The sequence below is a fragment of the Halorhodospira sp. 9628 genome (assembly GCF_022228075.1).
Classification (GTDB): Bacteria; Pseudomonadota; Gammaproteobacteria; order Nitrococcales; family Halorhodospiraceae; genus Halorhodospira; species Halorhodospira halophila_A.
In genome coordinates this window covers 95,677-110,496 of record NZ_JAJNRF010000006.1, presented here as the reverse complement: position 1 = coordinate 110,496, position 14,820 = coordinate 95,677, and the positions used below count along the sequence as shown (strand labels likewise).

The 14,820-nt window shown below is 70.0% G+C and carries 15 protein-coding genes; 3 read left to right on the top strand and 12 right to left on the bottom strand.

Going from position 1 to position 14,820, the window contains the following annotated elements:
• Positions 1–2 precede the first annotated feature (2 nt).
• The 8 genes from LRG10_RS08010 to LRG10_RS07975 form a co-directional block, all read right to left on the bottom strand.
• Positions 3–1,037 (bottom strand): TonB family protein, encoded by a 1,035-nt coding sequence (locus tag LRG10_RS08010; protein WP_238635089.1) that lies wholly within the window; start codon positions 1,035–1,037, stop codon positions 3–5.
• A 10-nt stretch (positions 1,038–1,047) separates the two neighbouring features.
• Entirely contained in the window at positions 1,048–1,464 is a 417-nt protein-coding gene (gene tolR / locus LRG10_RS08005; protein WP_201172989.1) for a protein TolR, read from the bottom strand.
• 59 nt (positions 1,465–1,523) lie between these two features.
• On the bottom strand, positions 1,524–2,222 hold the full coding sequence (tolQ, locus tag LRG10_RS08000; protein WP_201172987.1) for a protein TolQ: 699 nt from the start codon (positions 2,220–2,222) through the stop codon (positions 1,524–1,526).
• Positions 2,223–2,342: 120 nt separating this feature from the next.
• The gene (ruvB, locus tag LRG10_RS07995; protein ID WP_201172985.1) at positions 2,343–3,383 is read right to left on the bottom strand and encodes a Holliday junction branch migration DNA helicase RuvB; all 1,041 of its coding nucleotides are present in this window, start codon (positions 3,381–3,383) and stop codon (positions 2,343–2,345) included.
• 2 nt (positions 3,384–3,385) lie between these two features.
• A complete protein-coding gene (gene ruvA / locus LRG10_RS07990; RefSeq protein ID WP_201243146.1) occupies positions 3,386–4,000 on the bottom strand; it encodes a Holliday junction branch migration protein RuvA in 615 nt (204 codons plus the stop codon).
• Positions 3,997–4,500 (bottom strand): crossover junction endodeoxyribonuclease RuvC, encoded by a 504-nt coding sequence (ruvC, locus tag LRG10_RS07985; RefSeq protein ID WP_201172980.1) that lies wholly within the window; start codon positions 4,498–4,500, stop codon positions 3,997–3,999. Before ruvC ends, ruvA begins: the two co-directional genes overlap by 4 nt.
• 3 nt (positions 4,501–4,503) lie before the next feature.
• Positions 4,504–5,247 (bottom strand): YebC/PmpR family DNA-binding transcriptional regulator, encoded by a 744-nt coding sequence (locus LRG10_RS07980; RefSeq protein WP_238635088.1) that lies wholly within the window; start codon positions 5,245–5,247, stop codon positions 4,504–4,506.
• 83 nt (positions 5,248–5,330) lie between these two features.
• Entirely contained in the window at positions 5,331–7,064 is a 1,734-nt protein-coding gene (locus tag LRG10_RS07975; protein WP_201172974.1) for an AMP-binding protein, read from the bottom strand.
• Positions 7,065–7,198: 134 nt separating this feature from the next.
• Between LRG10_RS07975 and pabB the strand changes: the two genes are divergently transcribed.
• Positions 7,199–8,527 carry an aminodeoxychorismate synthase component I gene (pabB, locus tag LRG10_RS07970; RefSeq protein WP_238635087.1) on the top strand — a complete coding sequence of 443 codons (1,329 nt, stop codon included), beginning with the start codon at positions 7,199–7,201 and terminating at the stop codon, positions 8,525–8,527.
• Here the strand turns inward: pabB and LRG10_RS07965 are convergent.
• Positions 8,511–9,356 (bottom strand): HDOD domain-containing protein, encoded by an 846-nt coding sequence (locus LRG10_RS07965; protein WP_201172968.1) that lies wholly within the window; start codon positions 9,354–9,356, stop codon positions 8,511–8,513. The two genes, pabB and LRG10_RS07965, sit on opposite strands and share 17 nt — an antisense overlap.
• A 142-nt stretch (positions 9,357–9,498) precedes the next feature.
• Here LRG10_RS07965 and phaR point away from each other — a divergent pair, with 142 nt between their 5' ends.
• Positions 9,499–10,029: a polyhydroxyalkanoate synthesis repressor PhaR gene (gene phaR, locus LRG10_RS07960; protein WP_201172965.1), complete on the top strand. Its 531-nt coding sequence runs from the start codon at positions 9,499–9,501 to the stop codon at positions 10,027–10,029.
• A gap of 263 nt (positions 10,030–10,292) precedes the next feature.
• A complete protein-coding gene (gene phbB / locus LRG10_RS07955) occupies positions 10,293–11,039 on the top strand; it encodes an acetoacetyl-CoA reductase (protein ID WP_201172951.1) in 747 nt (248 codons plus the stop codon).
• Positions 11,040–11,406: 367 nt separating this feature from the next.
• Here the strand turns inward: phbB and LRG10_RS07950 are convergent, their stop codons facing one another.
• Genes LRG10_RS07950 through LRG10_RS07940 form a run of 3 tightly spaced genes read right to left on the bottom strand, consistent with a single transcriptional unit; the run spans position 11,407 to position 14,745 of the window.
• On the bottom strand, positions 11,407–12,447 hold the full coding sequence (locus tag LRG10_RS07950; protein ID WP_238634036.1) for an alpha/beta fold hydrolase: 1,041 nt from the start codon (positions 12,445–12,447) through the stop codon (positions 11,407–11,409).
• Entirely contained in the window at positions 12,447–13,232 is a 786-nt protein-coding gene (locus LRG10_RS07945) for a poly(R)-hydroxyalkanoic acid synthase subunit PhaE (RefSeq protein ID WP_238635086.1), read from the bottom strand. Before LRG10_RS07945 ends, LRG10_RS07950 begins: the two co-directional genes overlap by 1 nt.
• A gap of 52 nt (positions 13,233–13,284) precedes the next feature.
• On the bottom strand, positions 13,285–14,745 hold the full coding sequence (locus LRG10_RS07940; protein ID WP_201172936.1) for a M48 family metalloprotease: 1,461 nt from the start codon (positions 14,743–14,745) through the stop codon (positions 13,285–13,287).
• Positions 14,746–14,820: the final 75 nt, after the last annotated feature.

Genomic DNA, 14,820 nt, shown 5'->3' with positions numbered 1-14,820 from the left:
GCTTAACTCCGGTCCGGTGCGAATCGGAAGGTTATGGTCTGCATGCGCTCCTGCAGCGCGGCCTCGTCGGGGAAAGGCACCGGCGAGGCGGCCTGGACGGCGCGCTCGACGGAACGGTCGAAGCCGGAGTCACCGCTGCCGCTGACGACCTCGACCCGGCGCACGTCGCCGCTTCGCGAGAACGACACCCGGATGACCGCCTCGAGCCCCTCGGGCGTGCCGGTGGGGCGTCGCCAGTTGCGCTCGACAGCCTCGGCGATCGCCGCGGTGTAGCGCTGCTGCTGCCCCTGCAGCCGGCGTTGCTCCTCGGCCTCCTGGCGGGCCGCTTCCAGGCGCTGGCGTTCGGCTTCGAGTTCCTGCTGGCGCTGCGCCTCGCGCTCTTCCGCCATGCGCTGGCGGATCTCCTCGCGAAGCCGCTCCTGCTCTTCCGCCCGCTGCTCGGCTGGATCCGGCTCGGGCTCCGGTTCCGGCTCCGGTTCGGGCTCGGGCTCCGGCTCTGGCTCCGGCTCCGGCTCTGGCTCGGGCTCGGGCTCCGGCTCTGGTTCCGGCTCGGGCTTCGGCTCTGGCTCTGGCTCCGGCTCTGGCTCTGGCTCCGGCTCGGGCTCGGGCTCGGGCTCGGGCTCTGGCTCGGGCTCCGGTTCCGGTTCCGGCTCCGGTTCCGGCTCGGGCTCCGGCTCGGGCTCTGGCTCCGGCTCTGGTTCCGGCTCGGGCTCCGGCTCTGGCTCCGGCTCCGGCTCCGGCTCCGGTTCTGGCTCCGGCTCGGGTTCCGGCTCCGGCTCGGGCTCCGGCTCCGGTTCTGGCTCCGGTTCCTGACGCCGCTCCATCTCCGCCTCCACGGCGGCGCTGTCCACCGCGGTGGCCTCGATGACCGGGCCGTCGAACGAGGGGGCTTCGGGGGTGCGGGTGCAGGTTGCGAAGTTCGCACCCACCACCGTGAATACCGCCACATGCCCCAGGGTGGAGTAGATCACAAAACGCGACGGGCTGCTCGCCAGCCGGCGCGGCAGTCTGGGGGTTGGCACTCTCAGCCAGCGCATGGGCAGGGCCTCATCCCGCGTCGGGGGCCGGGCCGTTGTCCGGTGGCTGACTCATCAGTCCCACACTCGGCACCCCGGCTGCCTGGAGTTCGGCCATCAGGGCCACGACCTCGCCGTAGGCCACTTGCTGGTCGCCGCGCAGTAGCACGCGTCGCTCCGGATCGTCGCTCATGATCCCGCCGACCTGCTCCAGGAGCTCTCCCCGGGAGAGGGGCTCCTCAGGGTCGTCGGCAAGGTTGAGGTAGACCCGGCCTTCGGCGTCGACACTGACGATCAGTGGCTCCGCTTCGTCCTCGTCCAGCGGCGAGCTGCTCACCTGCGGCAGATCCAGGTCGACGCCGTGGTAGAGCAGCGGTGCGGTGACCATGAAGATCACCAGCAGCACTAGCATGACGTCGATGTACGGGACGACGTTGATCTCCGACATTGGCCGCCGACGGCTGCGGCGTGTCCCGGTCGGTGTCACCCGTGCCAAGGCGTGCCCTCCTACCTGGCCGGCGCCGCGCCGGCCGCATGCGTATGCCGCTCGAGGATGCTGGTGAACTCCTCGACGAAGGTCTCGTAGCGGTTGGCGAGCCGCTCGGCGCGGTTGGCGTAATGGTTATAGGCGATGACCGCCGGAATGGCCGCGAACAGCCCCAGGGCGGTGGCGATCAGGGCCTCGGCGATGCCCGGCGCCACGGTGGCCAGGGTCGCCTGCTGTTGCCCGGCCAGGGCGCGGAACGAGTTCATGATGCCCCACACGGTCCCGAACAGCCCCACGTACGGGCTGACCGAGCCGACCGTGGCCAGGAACTGCAGGTGGCGCTCGGCGTTGTCCAGTTCGCGGCTGACCGATACGCGCATGGCGCGATGGGCGGCCTCGACCACTGCCGCCGGCGGGGCTCCGCTCTGCTTGCGCATGCGCGAGAACTCCTGAAAGCCGGCGCGGAAGATACGCTCCATGCCGGCGTGCTCGCCGGGGCCCTCGTCGCTGAGCCGGCGGTAGATCTCGGCCAGGTTGCCGCCGGCCCAGAACTCCTCTTCGAAGCGGATGGCGGTCTGCTCGGCGCGCTTGAGGATCAGGCGCTTGTAGAGGATCAGCGCCCACGAGGTGATCGAGGCGAGGATCAGCGACAGCATCACGGCCTGCACCAGCAGGCTGGCGTCGAGGATGAGACGGATGACAGAGACGTCGGCGGTCATGGTTGTCGTTCGCGCTGGCAGGGCCGGAGGATCGAATTTAACGACAGCTAGTTACAGAAACAAGTTCCACTGGAATGACAAGTGCCGGGGCGTCGTCGCCCGGTCCGCGCTCCCGGCGAGTTACCCGAACAGGTCGCCGGAGCGGGTTGGTTGCCCGGGCACACCGAGCAGGGTGTAAGCGTGCTCGGTAGCCACCCGGCCGCGCGGGGTGCGCATCAGGTAGCCCTCCTGGATCAGGTACGGCTCGACCACGTCCTCCAGGGTGCCGCGCTCCTCGCCGATGGCGGTGGCGAGGTTGTCCAGCCCGACCGGGCCCCCGCCGAACTTGTGGACCACCGCCTCGAGCAGGCGCCGGTCCTGTTCGTCGAGGCCGTTGCGATCGACGTCGAGCAGCTCCATGGCGTCCGCGGCGACCTGCTGCGTAATCCGCCCGTCGGCCCGCACCTCGGCGAAGTCGCGCACCCGGCGCAGCAGGCGGTTGGCCACCCGGGGCGTGCCGCGGGCTCGGCGGGCGATCTCAGCGGCGCCGTGCGCCTCGGCGCTGACCCCCAGTCGGCCGGCCGAGCGCTCGACGATGCGCGTCAGCTCGTCCACCGGGTAATAGGCGAGGCGCTGCACGATGCCGAAGCGGTCGCGCAGCGGCGAGGTCAGCAGGCCGGCCCGTGTGGTGGCCCCGACCAGGGTGAATGGCGGCAGGTCGAGCTTGATCGAGCGCGCTGCCGGCCCCTCGCCGATGACGATGTCGATCCGGAAATCCTCCATGGCCGGGTAGAGCACCTCCTCGACCACCGAGGAGAGCCGGTGGATCTCGTCGATGAACAGGACGTCGCCGGGCTCGAGGTTGGTCAGGATGGCCGCCAGGTCACCGGGGCGGTCGAGGACCGGTCCGGAACTCTGGCGGAGGTTGGCGCCCATCTCGGTGGCGATGATGTTGGCCAGCGTGGTCTTGCCCAGCCCCGGCGGGCCGAAGAGCAGGGTGTGGTCCAGCGGTTCGTTGCGCCCCCGGGCGGCGTGAATGAAGATCTCCAGCTGTTCGCGCACCCCGGCCTGGCCGACGTACTCGTCCAGGCTCACCGGGCGCAGGGCGCGCTCCAGCGCCGCCTCTTCGCCGTTGCCGGCAGCGTCGATGATGCGCTCGGGCGGTCCGTGTTCGTCGCTCATGATCACCCCCCTCGCGGCACGGCGCGCTGAAGCGCACGCCGGATGATCGCTTCACAGCCAAGGCCCGGCTCGGCCGCGCCGCGGGCCATGCGCGAGGCTTCGGGCGGTTTGTAGCCCAGAGCGACGAGGCCCTCAACGGCCTCGCCCACCGGGTCATCCCCGCCTGCGGGCTGGTCGGCCTGCTGCGTGGCGGTGCCGGCGCCGCCGGAGGCGATGCCTTCGAGTCGGTCGCGCAGTTCGACGATGAGTCGCTCGGCGGTCTTGCGGCCGATTCCCGGTACCTGAGTCAGCCGTTTGGGGTCGTCGTCGCGGACGCAGCGGACCAGCTCCTCGCCGTCGACACCGGAGAGCAGGGCCAGGCCCAGCTTGGGCCCCACCCCGGAGACCCGGATCAGCCGCCGGAACAGGTCGCGCTCGGCGCGCGCGCGGAAGCCAAACAGGGTCTGCCCGTCCTCGCGGACGCTGAGGTGGGTATGCAGAATGACCTCCTGGCCGGTCTCGGGGAGGGCCTCGATGGTGGACAGCGGTGCCTCGACCTCGTAGCCGAGCCCGTTGACCTCGACCACCAGGGTGGGGGGGCGCTTCTCGAGCAGGGTACCGCGCAGTCGGGCGATCATCGCGGGGCTCCGGAGGCGGCCTGCGCCAGCGGCGCGCTGCGGTGATGGGCGTGGCAGAGGGCGGCGGCCAGAGCGTCGGCGGCGTCCTCGGCCGGGTTGGTGCGCAGACGCAGCAGCGCCCGGACCATGTAGCCCACCTGGCCCTTGTCGGCGCGGCCGCTGCCTGCGACGGCCTGCTTGATCCGCGCCGGCGCGTACTCGGCCACCGGCAGTCCGGCGTGGACGCAGGCGGTCAGCGCGGCGCCGCGGGCGTGCCCGAGCTTGAGCGCGGTGTCGGCGTTGCGGTGGACGAAGACCTGCTCGAGGGCGACCTCGTCGGGGTGGTGCTCGGCGATCAGCCCGGCCAGGCCGTCGAAGATGCGGCCCAGTCGCTCGGCCAGTCCAGACTGCCGGGGCAGGCGCAGCGTCCCCTCAGCCACCAGGCGACAGGGCCGGCCGTCGTCGACGATCCCGTAGCCGGTGACCCGCGAGCCGGGGTCGATGCCGAGGATGCGGGTCATCGCCTAGCCTTCTTCGTAGGCCTCCGCCGGCAGGTCGGCGTTGGTGTAGACGTGCTGCACGTCGTCCAGATCCTCCAGGCGCTCGATCAGCTTGGCGGTGCTGCGGGCGTTCTCGCCCTCGATCTGTACGGTCAGGTCCGGGCGCTGGGTCACGTCCGCCTGGGCCGGCTCCAGCCCGGCGTGGATCAGCGCATCGCGCACGCCCCGGTAGGCCTCCGGGGTCGTGAGCACCTCCAGCGAGCCGTCGTCGTTCTCTACCAGGTCATCGGCGCCGGCCTCCAGGGCGACTTCGAGCACTTGGTCGCTGTCCGTGCCCGGGGCGAAGATCAGCACACCGCGCTCCTGAAAGAGATAGGCGACCGAGTTGTCGGTGCCCATCTTGCCGCCGTGCTTGCTGAAGGCGTGGCGAACCTCGGAGACGGTGCGGTTGCGGTTGTCGGTCATGCAGTCGACCATGATCGCCGAGCCGCCGGGGCCGTAGCCCTCGTAGCGGATCTCCTCGTAGGCCTCCGCCTCCTCCAGGCCGGCGCCCTTCTTGATGGCGGCGTCGGCGCGGTCCTTGGGCAGGTTCACCGCGAAGGCGCGATCCAGGGCCAGCCGCAGCCGCGCGTTCATCTCCGGGTCGGGCCCGCCAAGGCGCGCCGCGACGGTGATCTCGCGGATGTGCTTGGTGAAGATCTTGGACCGTTTGGCGTCCTGCGCCCACTTGTGGCGCTTGATGTTGGCCCACTTGCTGTGTCCAGCCATGGATCCTCTACAGGCTTGCTCGTCGGGGGGTCGCTCGAGCGCGTCAGGATACCACGCCCGCCGGGTTGGCTCCGAGGAGCCGCTTACGCCGCGGCCGGCTCGATCACGGCCCGGGCGTCCTCGCGCAAGTCGCGGCGCAGTAGCTTACCCACGGCGGATTTGGGTAGGGCGTCGCGGAAGATCACCCGCCGGGGTACCTTGTAGTTGGTCAGCTGCTGCCGGGCGAAGTCGATCAGCTCCGGCTCGGTGAGTTCCTCGTCGCCGGGCGTGACCACGAATGCGACCACCGTTTCGCCCGCCTCGCCCCGCGGCGCGCCGACTACGGCGACCTCGGCCACGGCCGGGTGCTCGGCGAGGGCCTCCTCGACCTCATTGGGGTACACGTTGAAGCCGGAGACGTCGATCATGTCCTTCTTGCGGTCGACGATGTGGATGTAGCCGTCGCTGTCCATGTAGCCGATGTCACCGGTGTGGAACCATCCTCCGCGCAATGCCAGGCGGTTCTCCTCGGGGCGTTGCCAGTAGCCCTCGAACACCTGGGGGCCGCGGCCGACGATCTCGCCGGTCTGGCCCTGGGGGACGGGCTGGTCGTTGTCGTCGACGATGCGCACATCCGTGCCGGGCAGTGGAACCCCGACACTGCCCAGGCGGTTCTCGCCGTGGGGCGGGTTCACCGCCAGGACCGGGCTGGTCTCGGTCAGTCCGTAGCCTTCGAGTGGGGTGTGGCCAAGGAGCGACCGCCACTGTTCGGCGGTGCTGCGGTGCAGGGCGGTGCCGCCGGCGATGGCGAAATCCAGGTGCCTTGGCGGGTTGTTGCGGAACCACTCCGCCTGCAGCAGGCCGTGGAAGAGCAGGTTGACCGCCGAGAACTTGCTGACCGGGAACTGTTCGAAGGCCTTGCGCAGCTTGTCCACCGGTCGCGGCGAGGGGCAGAGGATGTTTCGGCAGCCGTAGTGGTGGAAGGTCAGCAGATTAAAGGTGAAGGCAAAGATGTGGTAGAGCGGCAGCGCGGTCAGGACCACGTCCTGCCCCGGGCGGATGGCGTCGCCGGCCATGGCGCTGATCTGGCCGAGGTTGGCGAGGATGTTGCGGTTGCGCAGCTCTGCGCCCTTGGGTAGCCCGGTGGTGCCGCCGGTGTACTGCAGCAGGGCGAGGTCGTCGGCGCCGCGCTCGGGCCAGGGCTGCGGGCCCAGGTGTTCGCCGCGGCTCAGGACCGCGCCGAGCCGGCGGGCGTTCGGCGGTGCTGCCGGGATCTCGCGCTTGGCCCGCAGCACGCCGTGGACCAGTCCGCGTTTGAGCCAGGGGAAGAGGTCGGCGATGCCGGTCAGCACCACTTCCTCGACCGCGGTTCCGGTCAGGGCGCCGGAGAGCTTGTCGGCGAAGAGATCGACGATGACCAGCACGCGTGCGCCGCTGTCGCTCAGCTGGTGCTGCATCTCCCGCGGGGTGAAGAGCGGGTTGATGTTCACCAGCACCGCGCCGGCGCGCAGAGTGCCGAAGACGGCGATCGGGTAGGGGAGGGAGTTGGGCATCTGGAGCGCCACCCGGTCGCCGGGGCGGATCCCGGCTTCGGCGATCAGCCAGGCGGCGAAGCAGTCGGCCAGGCGGTCGACGGTGGCGAAATCCAGGCTGGCATGCAGGCCGTTCTCCAGGCAGGCGGTGTAGGCAGGCAGCCGCGGGGTTTGCTCGGCCCGCCGCCGGGCGATGTCCGCCACCGTGGTCAGTTCCTGCAGCGTCGGGTCGGTGCCGTGACGGGTGCCGTAGCAGCGCTCCCAGGGGCGGGCATCGTAGAATGCGGCGGCGCCTTGATCGCTCATGGTTCTCCTCCGTCGACCGTAGGTTTTTTTTGTCGTTGTGAGGTTAAACGATCTGATCTGTCCGGAGCACCATCACTGTGTCTGCACCCCTGCGAATCCGAACCCTGCCGTACATCGCTGATGGACCCGCGGCCATGCGCGCGCTTGGCGGCGAGGCGTGGTCGGCGTGGCTCGATTCGGGCCACGGTGGCTGCGCCGGAGCGCGCTACGACATCCTCGTCGCCCGGCCGACGGTTACCCTGGTCGCCGCCGGCGGGCAGACCACCATCCGCCGCGGCGGGCGAGTGGAGCGCCGCGGCGGCGATCCGCTGGCGCACCTGGCCGCCGAGCTCGATGCCCTCGGGCCGCTGCCGGTCGATGGCCGCTGGCCGTTCACTGGCGGCGCAGTGGGGTATTTCGGCTACGATCTGGGGCGGCGGCTGATGGGGGTGGGGGAACCGGACCCCGGCATGCCCGAGATGGCGGTGGGCATCTACGAGCAGGCGGTGATCACCGACCATCATCACGGCTGCAGCATGGCGGTGGGGCGGCGCCTCGATGAGGACTGGTTGGCCGATATGGCGCGGCGCCGGGAGGCGGGTGGCAGCGTGCAGCCGTGGTCCACGGCCGGAGCGCTCCGGCGCGAACCGGAGGCCGACGGGTACGCCGCCGCCTTCCGGCGGGTGCAGGCGTATTTGCACGCCGGCGACTGTTATCAGGTAAATCTGGCCCGCCGCTTCTCGGTGCCCTACCGGGGCGATCCGCGGGCCGCCTACCTCGCCCTGCGCGCCGCTTCGTCGGCACCGTTCGCGGCGTGGCTGCGCTTCCCCGGGGGCGATGTGCTCAGCCTGTCGCCGGAGCGTTTCCTGCATCTCGATGGCGATGGGGGAGTGACCACGGAGCCGATCAAGGGCACCCGGCCGCGGGCGGCCGATCCGGCTGAGGATGCGGCGGCCCGGCGTGATCTGTTGGGCAGTGCCAAGGACCGGGCCGAGAACGTGATGATCGTGGACCTGCTGCGCAACGACCTGGGCAAGGGGTGCGCGGTGGGCAGCGTGCGGGTGCCCTCGCTGTGCCGGGCGGAACGCTTTGCCAGCGTGCACCATCTGGTCAGCACCGTGACCGGGCGCCTGGCGCCGGGGCGGTGTGCCACCGATCTACTGCGTGACTGCCTGCCCGGCGGTTCCATCACCGGTGCGCCGAAGCGCCGGGCCATGGAGATCATCGCCGAGCTCGAGCCGGGGCCGCGCGGTGTTTACTGTGGGGCCATCGGCTACCTGGGGCTGGACGGGCGCATGGACACCAGCATCGCCATTCGGACCGCCACCTGTCGCGGCGGGACCATGACCTACTGGGCCGGCGGGGGCGTGGTAGCGGACTCCACCGCCGAGGCCGAGCTGCAGGAGACGGAGGACAAGGCCGCCGGCTTCCTGTCACTGGCCGAAGGCGGAGGGCCCGCGGCGGCGGTCAGTCGTCGCCGCTGAGCAGCTGCGCGAAGGCTGCCAGGGCCTCGTACTCCTCGCGGCAGGCGGTGCTCACGCGTTCGAGTTTGCGCTGCGGGATGGGCGGGGCGTCGGCGCACTGCTCCGGATCGAAGCCCCGTTGCAGCCACTCGTTGGCGAACCGGATGGTGGCCACCAGGTCCGCGTGGGGGCCCTCGTAGCGGTCGCGGTGGGCGTTCTCGGTGGCGACGGCGATCGGCTCGGGGATCGACCACTCGCGCAACAGCAGTGCGCCGGCCTCGCCGTAGTCGCAGCCGAGCGCCTGGTAGGTCAGTCCGGCCAGCGAGCGCTCCGGGTCCGCCTCATGTTCGGCGAGGATCTCATCCATGGTCTGCGGGAAGATGTGGACCAGCAGGAGCAGGCCGATGCTGTGCAGGACGCCGCCCAGATAGGCGGCGTCGCGGCTCTCGCGCGGCGCGGCATCGGGGGCGAGGCGGGCGGCACAGAAGGCGGTGCCCAGGGCCTCGTGCCAATAGCGCTGCAGCTGGAAGTGTGGGCACTGGGCGGTCCGGAAGAGTTCGTTGAGCAGCAGCGAGGTGGCGAGCACGCGTACCCGGTTGAGCCCGATGCGCATGATCGCCTGCTCGAGCGAGTAGACGGTCTCGCGCCGGGAGAAGAAGGCGTAATTGGCGATGGCCACGATGCGCGCCGCCAGGCCCGGCTCGCGGGCCAGGGTTTCGGCGACATCACTGATGTTGACCTCGTTGTGGCTGGTGGCCACAAGGATGTCGTGAGCGACGTAGGGCAGGGCGGGCAGGGTCTCGGAATCACCCAGCCGCTCCAGTGTGGCCACCCGGTCGGCGTTGCCCATGAGAAACCTCGGTTGCGGTTCGGTGGGGCCAGCCTGGGGGGTCGGGCCAGCGCCGCGTGAAAGTTCTCCCCCATGTTAGCAACTCGCTTGACACTCTACGCACCGCAGCATAGGGTTCGGTTGCCCGCGCCGGAGGCCCTGAATGTCAGATACCCGGATCATCAAGAAGTACCCCAACCGCCGCCTCTACGATACGGCGATCTCGAGCTATATCACCCTGGCCGACGTCAAGCGCCTGGTGCTCGAGAGTGTCGACTTCCAGGTCGTCGACGCCAAGACGCGTGAGGACATTACCCGCAGCATCCTGCTCCAGATCATCAGCGAGGAGGAGGAGGAGGGCGAGCCGATCTTCTCCAGCCAGCTGCTGGCCCAGTTGATCCGGGCCTACGGCGGCAACATGCAGAACATGCTCACCAGCTATCTGGAGAAGAGCCTGGAGCTCTGGGCGGATCAGCAGCGCGTCTTCCAGCAGCGTACCCGCGAGTTCATGGACCATAACCCCATGAACATCATGACCCAGTTCGCCGAGCGTAACCTGGCCCTGTGGCGCCAGATGAGCGGGATGGACAGCAGCCGCGACGAGGAAGGCAGCCGTGACGAGGAAGGCAGCGGCGGGTTCGAGGATCCGCCCGCCTCCAACCGGGGCCCCGGTCGCCACCGCCAGGATCAGTAAAGCGAATAACTGACCCCGCCAAGGCTTTCCGGCTTTCCAGGGTGCGCTGTGCCGGGTGATTTCGCAGGTCTCCCGTAACCCCTCCAGATTCCGCCCTGCGCCGTCGTTGGCCGGGCTTGCCGGCCCGCGTTGACACTCGCTGCGGCGCAGCATAAGCTTCTTAGGCGCAGCATATGCTGCGATGCACAAAAGTGGTGCAGCGCGGCATCCGGCCGTGCGCCCGCTGCGTGCAAGTCCAATGCAGAAAAGCGAGGAATACCGATATGGCAGGTCGTTTGGCCCTGGTAACCGGAGGCAACGGTGGCATCGGCACCGCTGTCTGTCGCGAACTCGCCGCGCAGGGATATCGCGTGGTCACCACCTGCGTGGACGCCAAGGCGGAGCGCGTTGAGGATTGGCAGGCGCAGCTGCGCGAGGAGGGCTACGAGGTCGGCTACGTTGAGTGCAACGTGGCGGATTACGAGTCCTGCCAGCGCATGGCCGAACAGATGAAGCAGGCCTACGGCGAGGTGGAGGTGCTGGTCAATCTCGCCGGCATCACCCGTGACGCCTTTTGCCACAAGATGGAGCACCAGGACTGGCAGGATGTCATCGACATCAACCTGGACAGCGTGTTCAACGTCACGCGCCAGTTCCTCAACGGCATGCGGGATCGCGGCTTCGGGCGCATCGTCAATGTCGCCTCGGTGAACGGTCAGACCGGGCAGTTCGGTCAGGCGAACTACTCCGCGGCCAAGGCCGGCATGCACGGCTTCACCATGGCGCTGGCCAAGGAGAACGCACGTAAGGGTGTCTCGGTGAACACCGTCTCACCCGGGTACGTGGCGACGAGCATGACGGCGGCGATCCCGGATAACGTGCGCGAGCAGATCGTTTCGCAGATCCCGGCGGGCCGCATGGCCGAGCCCGGTGAGATCGCGCGGGTGATCGGCTTCCTGGTAGCGGACGAGTCGGGCTACATCACCGGCGCCAATGTGCCGGTCAACGGTGGTCAGTTCTGCAGCTTCTGAGCCGGTTTGGCCCGCCTCGGTGATCAGCGATTGCTCAGGGGCGGGCAGTATTTGACAGCCCAATGTGACGGGGCTATCATGTTGCGTAGCAACAATGCCGCGGCCCACCCGGCGCGCCGGACTCCGGCGGCCAGGCGCCAAGCGGGCCTGCGGTGAGGCTCCTGAGGGAGCCAAAGTTTTGTTAGCCGGTCTCCTCCTGGCGGCGTCTCCTCCCCGGAGACAATTGTCGCCAACTCCTTGCCCCCTCTCTGAGGGGGTTTTTTTTGGGCGCAGCCCCGGCTCAACCGCACCCGGTATGGGCTGGAGATTGTGGTGACGCCGGGCGTCGGCTGCAAGCATTCTCGATGCGGCGCTGCATCATCGGCGTCTACTCCGCCAGCCAGGCCACGATCCGTGGCAGGAGTTCGGCGTGGGCTCGGCGGCTGATGAACACGCCCAGGTGCCCTCCGGGAAAGGCCAGTTCGCCGTAGTCCGTTGAGCCGATGTGGTCCCGCAAGGCGCGCGCGGCATCGGCCGGGACCAGGTGGTCCTGTTCGGCGTAGACATTGAGGGTCGGGTGCTCGATGTTGCCCAGGTGCACCGGCCGGCCGTTAAGGGTCAGCGTGCCACGCAGCAGCCCGTTGCGCTGGTAGCACTCGCGGCCGAATTCGGCGAAGGCGGTGGCCGCCTGGTCGGGGCTGTCGTACATCCAGCGCTCCAGGCGCAGGAAGTCGTGGAGGGCCTCCGGGTGGCCGGCCAGCTCGGGCAGGTCCATGTAGCGCTGGGCGAGCAGGCGGTAGGGCTTGAGGGCGACAAACACGCCGTTGAGCCACTCCGCCGAGATGTTGCCGAGGGTTTGTGTCGCCTGGTCGAAGTCGACCTCCTGAGCCATGCGGCTGAGGTTGTCCCCGGGGGTGTGGAAGTCCACCGGGGTCACCAGGTTCACCAGCCGGTGGACGCGGTGCGGCTGCAGCGCGGCCAGACACAGCGCGAAGACGCCGCCCTGGCAGACGCCGAGCAGGTCGGGGGAGGCGCCCTCGCTGGTGGCCACCTCTGCGGCCGCCGCGGCAAGGAACTCGTCGATGTAGTCCGCCAGGCCCAGGAAGCGGTCGGCGCCCTTCGGGTAGCCCCAGTCGAGGAGGTAGACCGGGTGGCCGGCCCGGGTCAGGGCGGCGATGAGCGAGCGGCGCTCGGTGAGGTCGAGGATGAAGGGGCGGTTGACCAGCGAGTAGACGATGAGCACCGGCCGCTGGCCGGTGCTGCGCGCCGGGGCGTAGCGGCGCAGGTGCATGCCCGGCCCCGGTTCGGCGTGGAGGGTGAAGGGGGTTGCGCCCCGGGTGTCCACGGGTAGCTCGGCCCCCTGCTCGAGGGTCTCGATCAGGCGGCGCTGCCAGTCGGTCAGGCCGCTGCCGGGTGGGCTCTCGGCCATCACTGCTCCCGTCGCCCTGCTGTGCGTTCGGCCCGCAGGGCCTTCACCTCTTCGCGCAGGCGTGCCACCTCTTCGCGCAGGGCGGCCAGCTCGTCGCCCTGCGCTGTGCGGCGCTGGCCGCGCTCGAGCTCGACCAGGCGGCGCTGGGTATCGAGGAAGTCATCCCGGTTGGGCAGGTCCAGGGTGCGCAGCCCGGCGTCGAGCTGCTCTTGGTAGCGGCCGACGAGCTCGGTGGTGGCGTTGGTCAGCCGGCCGAAGGCCGAGGCCCACTGCTGTGAGGCCAGGGTCTGCTCGTAGCAGGCCTCGCTGTCGGTCAGCCACCACTCGTAAAGCGCCCGGTAGCTCTCCGGCAGCGACTGCTGTGGGTCCTGTGCGGCTGTCTGCAGGTGCTGCTCCAGGGTATCGAGCCCAGTGCGGGCCGATTCGAGCAGGATCCGGGCGCACTGGGCGTGGGCGTGCAGGTAGCGGTCCAGGGCGATCTGCAGTCCCTGGGTGCGCTCGAGGCCGTGCTGCCAGGGGCCGAGCCGGGCGAGGGTCTGCAGCCACGGCGCCAGCCAATTGGGGTGTTCGTCTTCGGGGGGGTCGCCTGTTCTGGCCGCGCCGGGCACGGTGTTCAGGCCGGCCAGGGTGGTGTCGAGCTGGGCGCGCAGGCTGCCGAAGGCGGCCGCGCAGGCCGGCCCCGGCGTGCCACCGTCGGCCTCCAGCGCGCGCCAAAGCACGCCGACGGGCGTGGCATCGTTCATGCGTAGGATCCAGTCGCTGTCGAAGGCTTCGCCGGACGCCATTAGCGCGCTCCCAGGGTGCCGCGGCAGTCTACTAAGTCCGCGGAACCACTGGCTAGTCCGCGCTGCGCTGCGTCCAGCGTTCCTTGAGCGCCTCGGCGCGGGCGCGCTGGTAGCGATCCTCGCCGGCGTGGCGAATGGCGTTGTTCAGTTGAGCCACGGCCAGGTTCTGCTCGCCGCGGGCGCGATAGTGCTCGGCCAGGGCGATGTAGCCCTCGGCCTCGCGCCCGGAGGCGTGGGCGGCGTCGGCGAGCAGGCGGAGCAGCTGCGGCGATCCGCCGGACCCGCGGGCGGCGCGGGCCAGCACCCGGCGGGCCTGTTCGGCGTCGTCGGTCGCCAGCAGGGTCTCGGCCAGGCGGTAGGTGGTGGCCCAGCTGCCCGGGTAGAGGGAGCGGGCCTCACGGTAGGTGGCCAGCGCCTGCTCGGTGTCGCCGGCGGCGCGCAGGATCTCGGCGCGGCCGAGGAGCACGTAGAGCCGCTCGCCCTCAATGGCGCTGAGGCTGTCGAGCAGTGCCAGGGCCTGGGCGTGCTGGCCCGACTCGCGGGAGAGTGCCAGGGCCAGGCCGTAGAGGGCGGCGGCCCGCGCGGTCGGGTTGTCGGCACTGCGCCGCAGCTGGTCCTGCATGAACGCCACCGCGCTGGTGCTGCGGTCCTCGTGGGTGAAGACCTGCTGCCGGGCGCGGATGAAGGCGTGGTGGCCGCTCTCATAGATGGCGCCACCCTCGAGGCGTTCGGCCAGGCGCTGCGCCTCGTTGAGGCGCCGCTCGGTCAGCGGGTGAGTGCTGAGATACTCCGGCGGATCCTCGGCGAAGCGGGAGGCCTCGGCCAGACGCTCGAAGAATCCGGGCATGCCGTGCGGGTCGAGACCCGCCGCGACCAGATTGTGCAGGCCGACCCGGTCGGCCTCCTGCTCGTGGGCGCGGGAGTGGCTCAGCTGCTGCTGGATGGGGGCGGCGATGCCGGCCATGGCGGCGGCGCTGCCTGCCTGAGGGTTCTGCGAGCCGACCAGAATGGCGGCCAGGACCGCGGCGGCGGTCTGCAGATTGAGCTGCTGCGACTGGGCGTACTGCCGGGCGATGTGGCGCTGTGTGACGTGGGCGATCTCGTGGGCGAGCACGCCGGCGAGTTCGCTCTCGGTGCGGGTTTCGCGGATCAGCCCGGTATGCAGCCCGATGAACCCACCGGGCAGGGCGAAGGCGTTGATCTGGTCGTCCTCGACCAGGAAGAAGCTGTAGCCGAACCCCGGCTCGTTGCTGTGCGCCGCCAGGCGCTGCCCGAGGTTCTGCAGGTACTCGTTGGTCTCCGGGTCCTCGTGCAGCGGCAGGTGCTGCCGGACCTGGCGCATGATTTCGGTGCCGAGTTCGCGTTCCTTGTGTACGGGCAGGGCTTCGGCGCCGGGTACGCCGAGCTGCGGCAGCTGGACGCCGTCCGCCTGGGCCGGCTGCAGGGCCGGGGCGGTGAGCAGTAGCGCAGCCAGCAGCAGGGCCGAGGCCGTTCGGAGGAGGCGATCGAGCATGGTTATATGATGAGACCGGTCGCCGCGGATGCGAGTTCCCGCGGGCGCAAGGATGATCCCGCTACGTTATCATCA

Bases quoted from the DNA above. Each gene is read 5' to 3' on its own strand.
- LRG10_RS08010 (WP_238635089.1), bottom strand. From the start codon at position 1,037: ATGCGCTGGCTGAGAGTGCCAACCCCCAGACTGCCGCGCCGGCTGGCG.
- tolR (WP_201172989.1), bottom strand. From the start codon at position 1,464: ATGTCGGAGATCAACGTCGTCCCGTACATCGACGTCATGCTAGTGCTG.
- tolQ (WP_201172987.1), bottom strand. From the start codon at position 2,222: ATGACCGCCGACGTCTCTGTCATCCGTCTCATCCTCGACGCCAGCCTG.
- ruvB (WP_201172985.1), bottom strand. From the start codon at position 3,383: ATGAGCGACGAACACGGACCGCCCGAGCGCATCATCGACGCTGCCGGC.
- ruvA (WP_201243146.1), bottom strand. From the start codon at position 4,000: ATGATCGCCCGACTGCGCGGTACCCTGCTCGAGAAGCGCCCCCCCACC.
- ruvC (WP_201172980.1), bottom strand. From the start codon at position 4,500: ATGACCCGCATCCTCGGCATCGACCCCGGCTCGCGGGTCACCGGCTAC.
- LRG10_RS07980 (WP_238635088.1), bottom strand. From the start codon at position 5,247: ATGGCTGGACACAGCAAGTGGGCCAACATCAAGCGCCACAAGTGGGCG.
- LRG10_RS07975 (WP_201172974.1), bottom strand. From the start codon at position 7,064: ATGAGCGATCAAGGCGCCGCCGCATTCTACGATGCCCGCCCCTGGGAG.
- pabB (WP_238635087.1), top strand. From the start codon at position 7,199: ATGCGCGCGCTTGGCGGCGAGGCGTGGTCGGCGTGGCTCGATTCGGGC.
- LRG10_RS07965 (WP_201172968.1), bottom strand. From the start codon at position 9,356: ATGGGCAACGCCGACCGGGTGGCCACACTGGAGCGGCTGGGTGATTCC.
- phaR (WP_201172965.1), top strand. From the start codon at position 9,499: ATGTCAGATACCCGGATCATCAAGAAGTACCCCAACCGCCGCCTCTAC.
- phbB (WP_201172951.1), top strand. From the start codon at position 10,293: ATGGCAGGTCGTTTGGCCCTGGTAACCGGAGGCAACGGTGGCATCGGC.
- LRG10_RS07950 (WP_238634036.1), bottom strand. From the start codon at position 12,447: ATGGCCGAGAGCCCACCCGGCAGCGGCCTGACCGACTGGCAGCGCCGC.
- LRG10_RS07945 (WP_238635086.1), bottom strand. From the start codon at position 13,232: ATGGCGTCCGGCGAAGCCTTCGACAGCGACTGGATCCTACGCATGAAC.
- LRG10_RS07940 (WP_201172936.1), bottom strand. From the start codon at position 14,745: ATGCTCGATCGCCTCCTCCGAACGGCCTCGGCCCTGCTGCTGGCTGCG.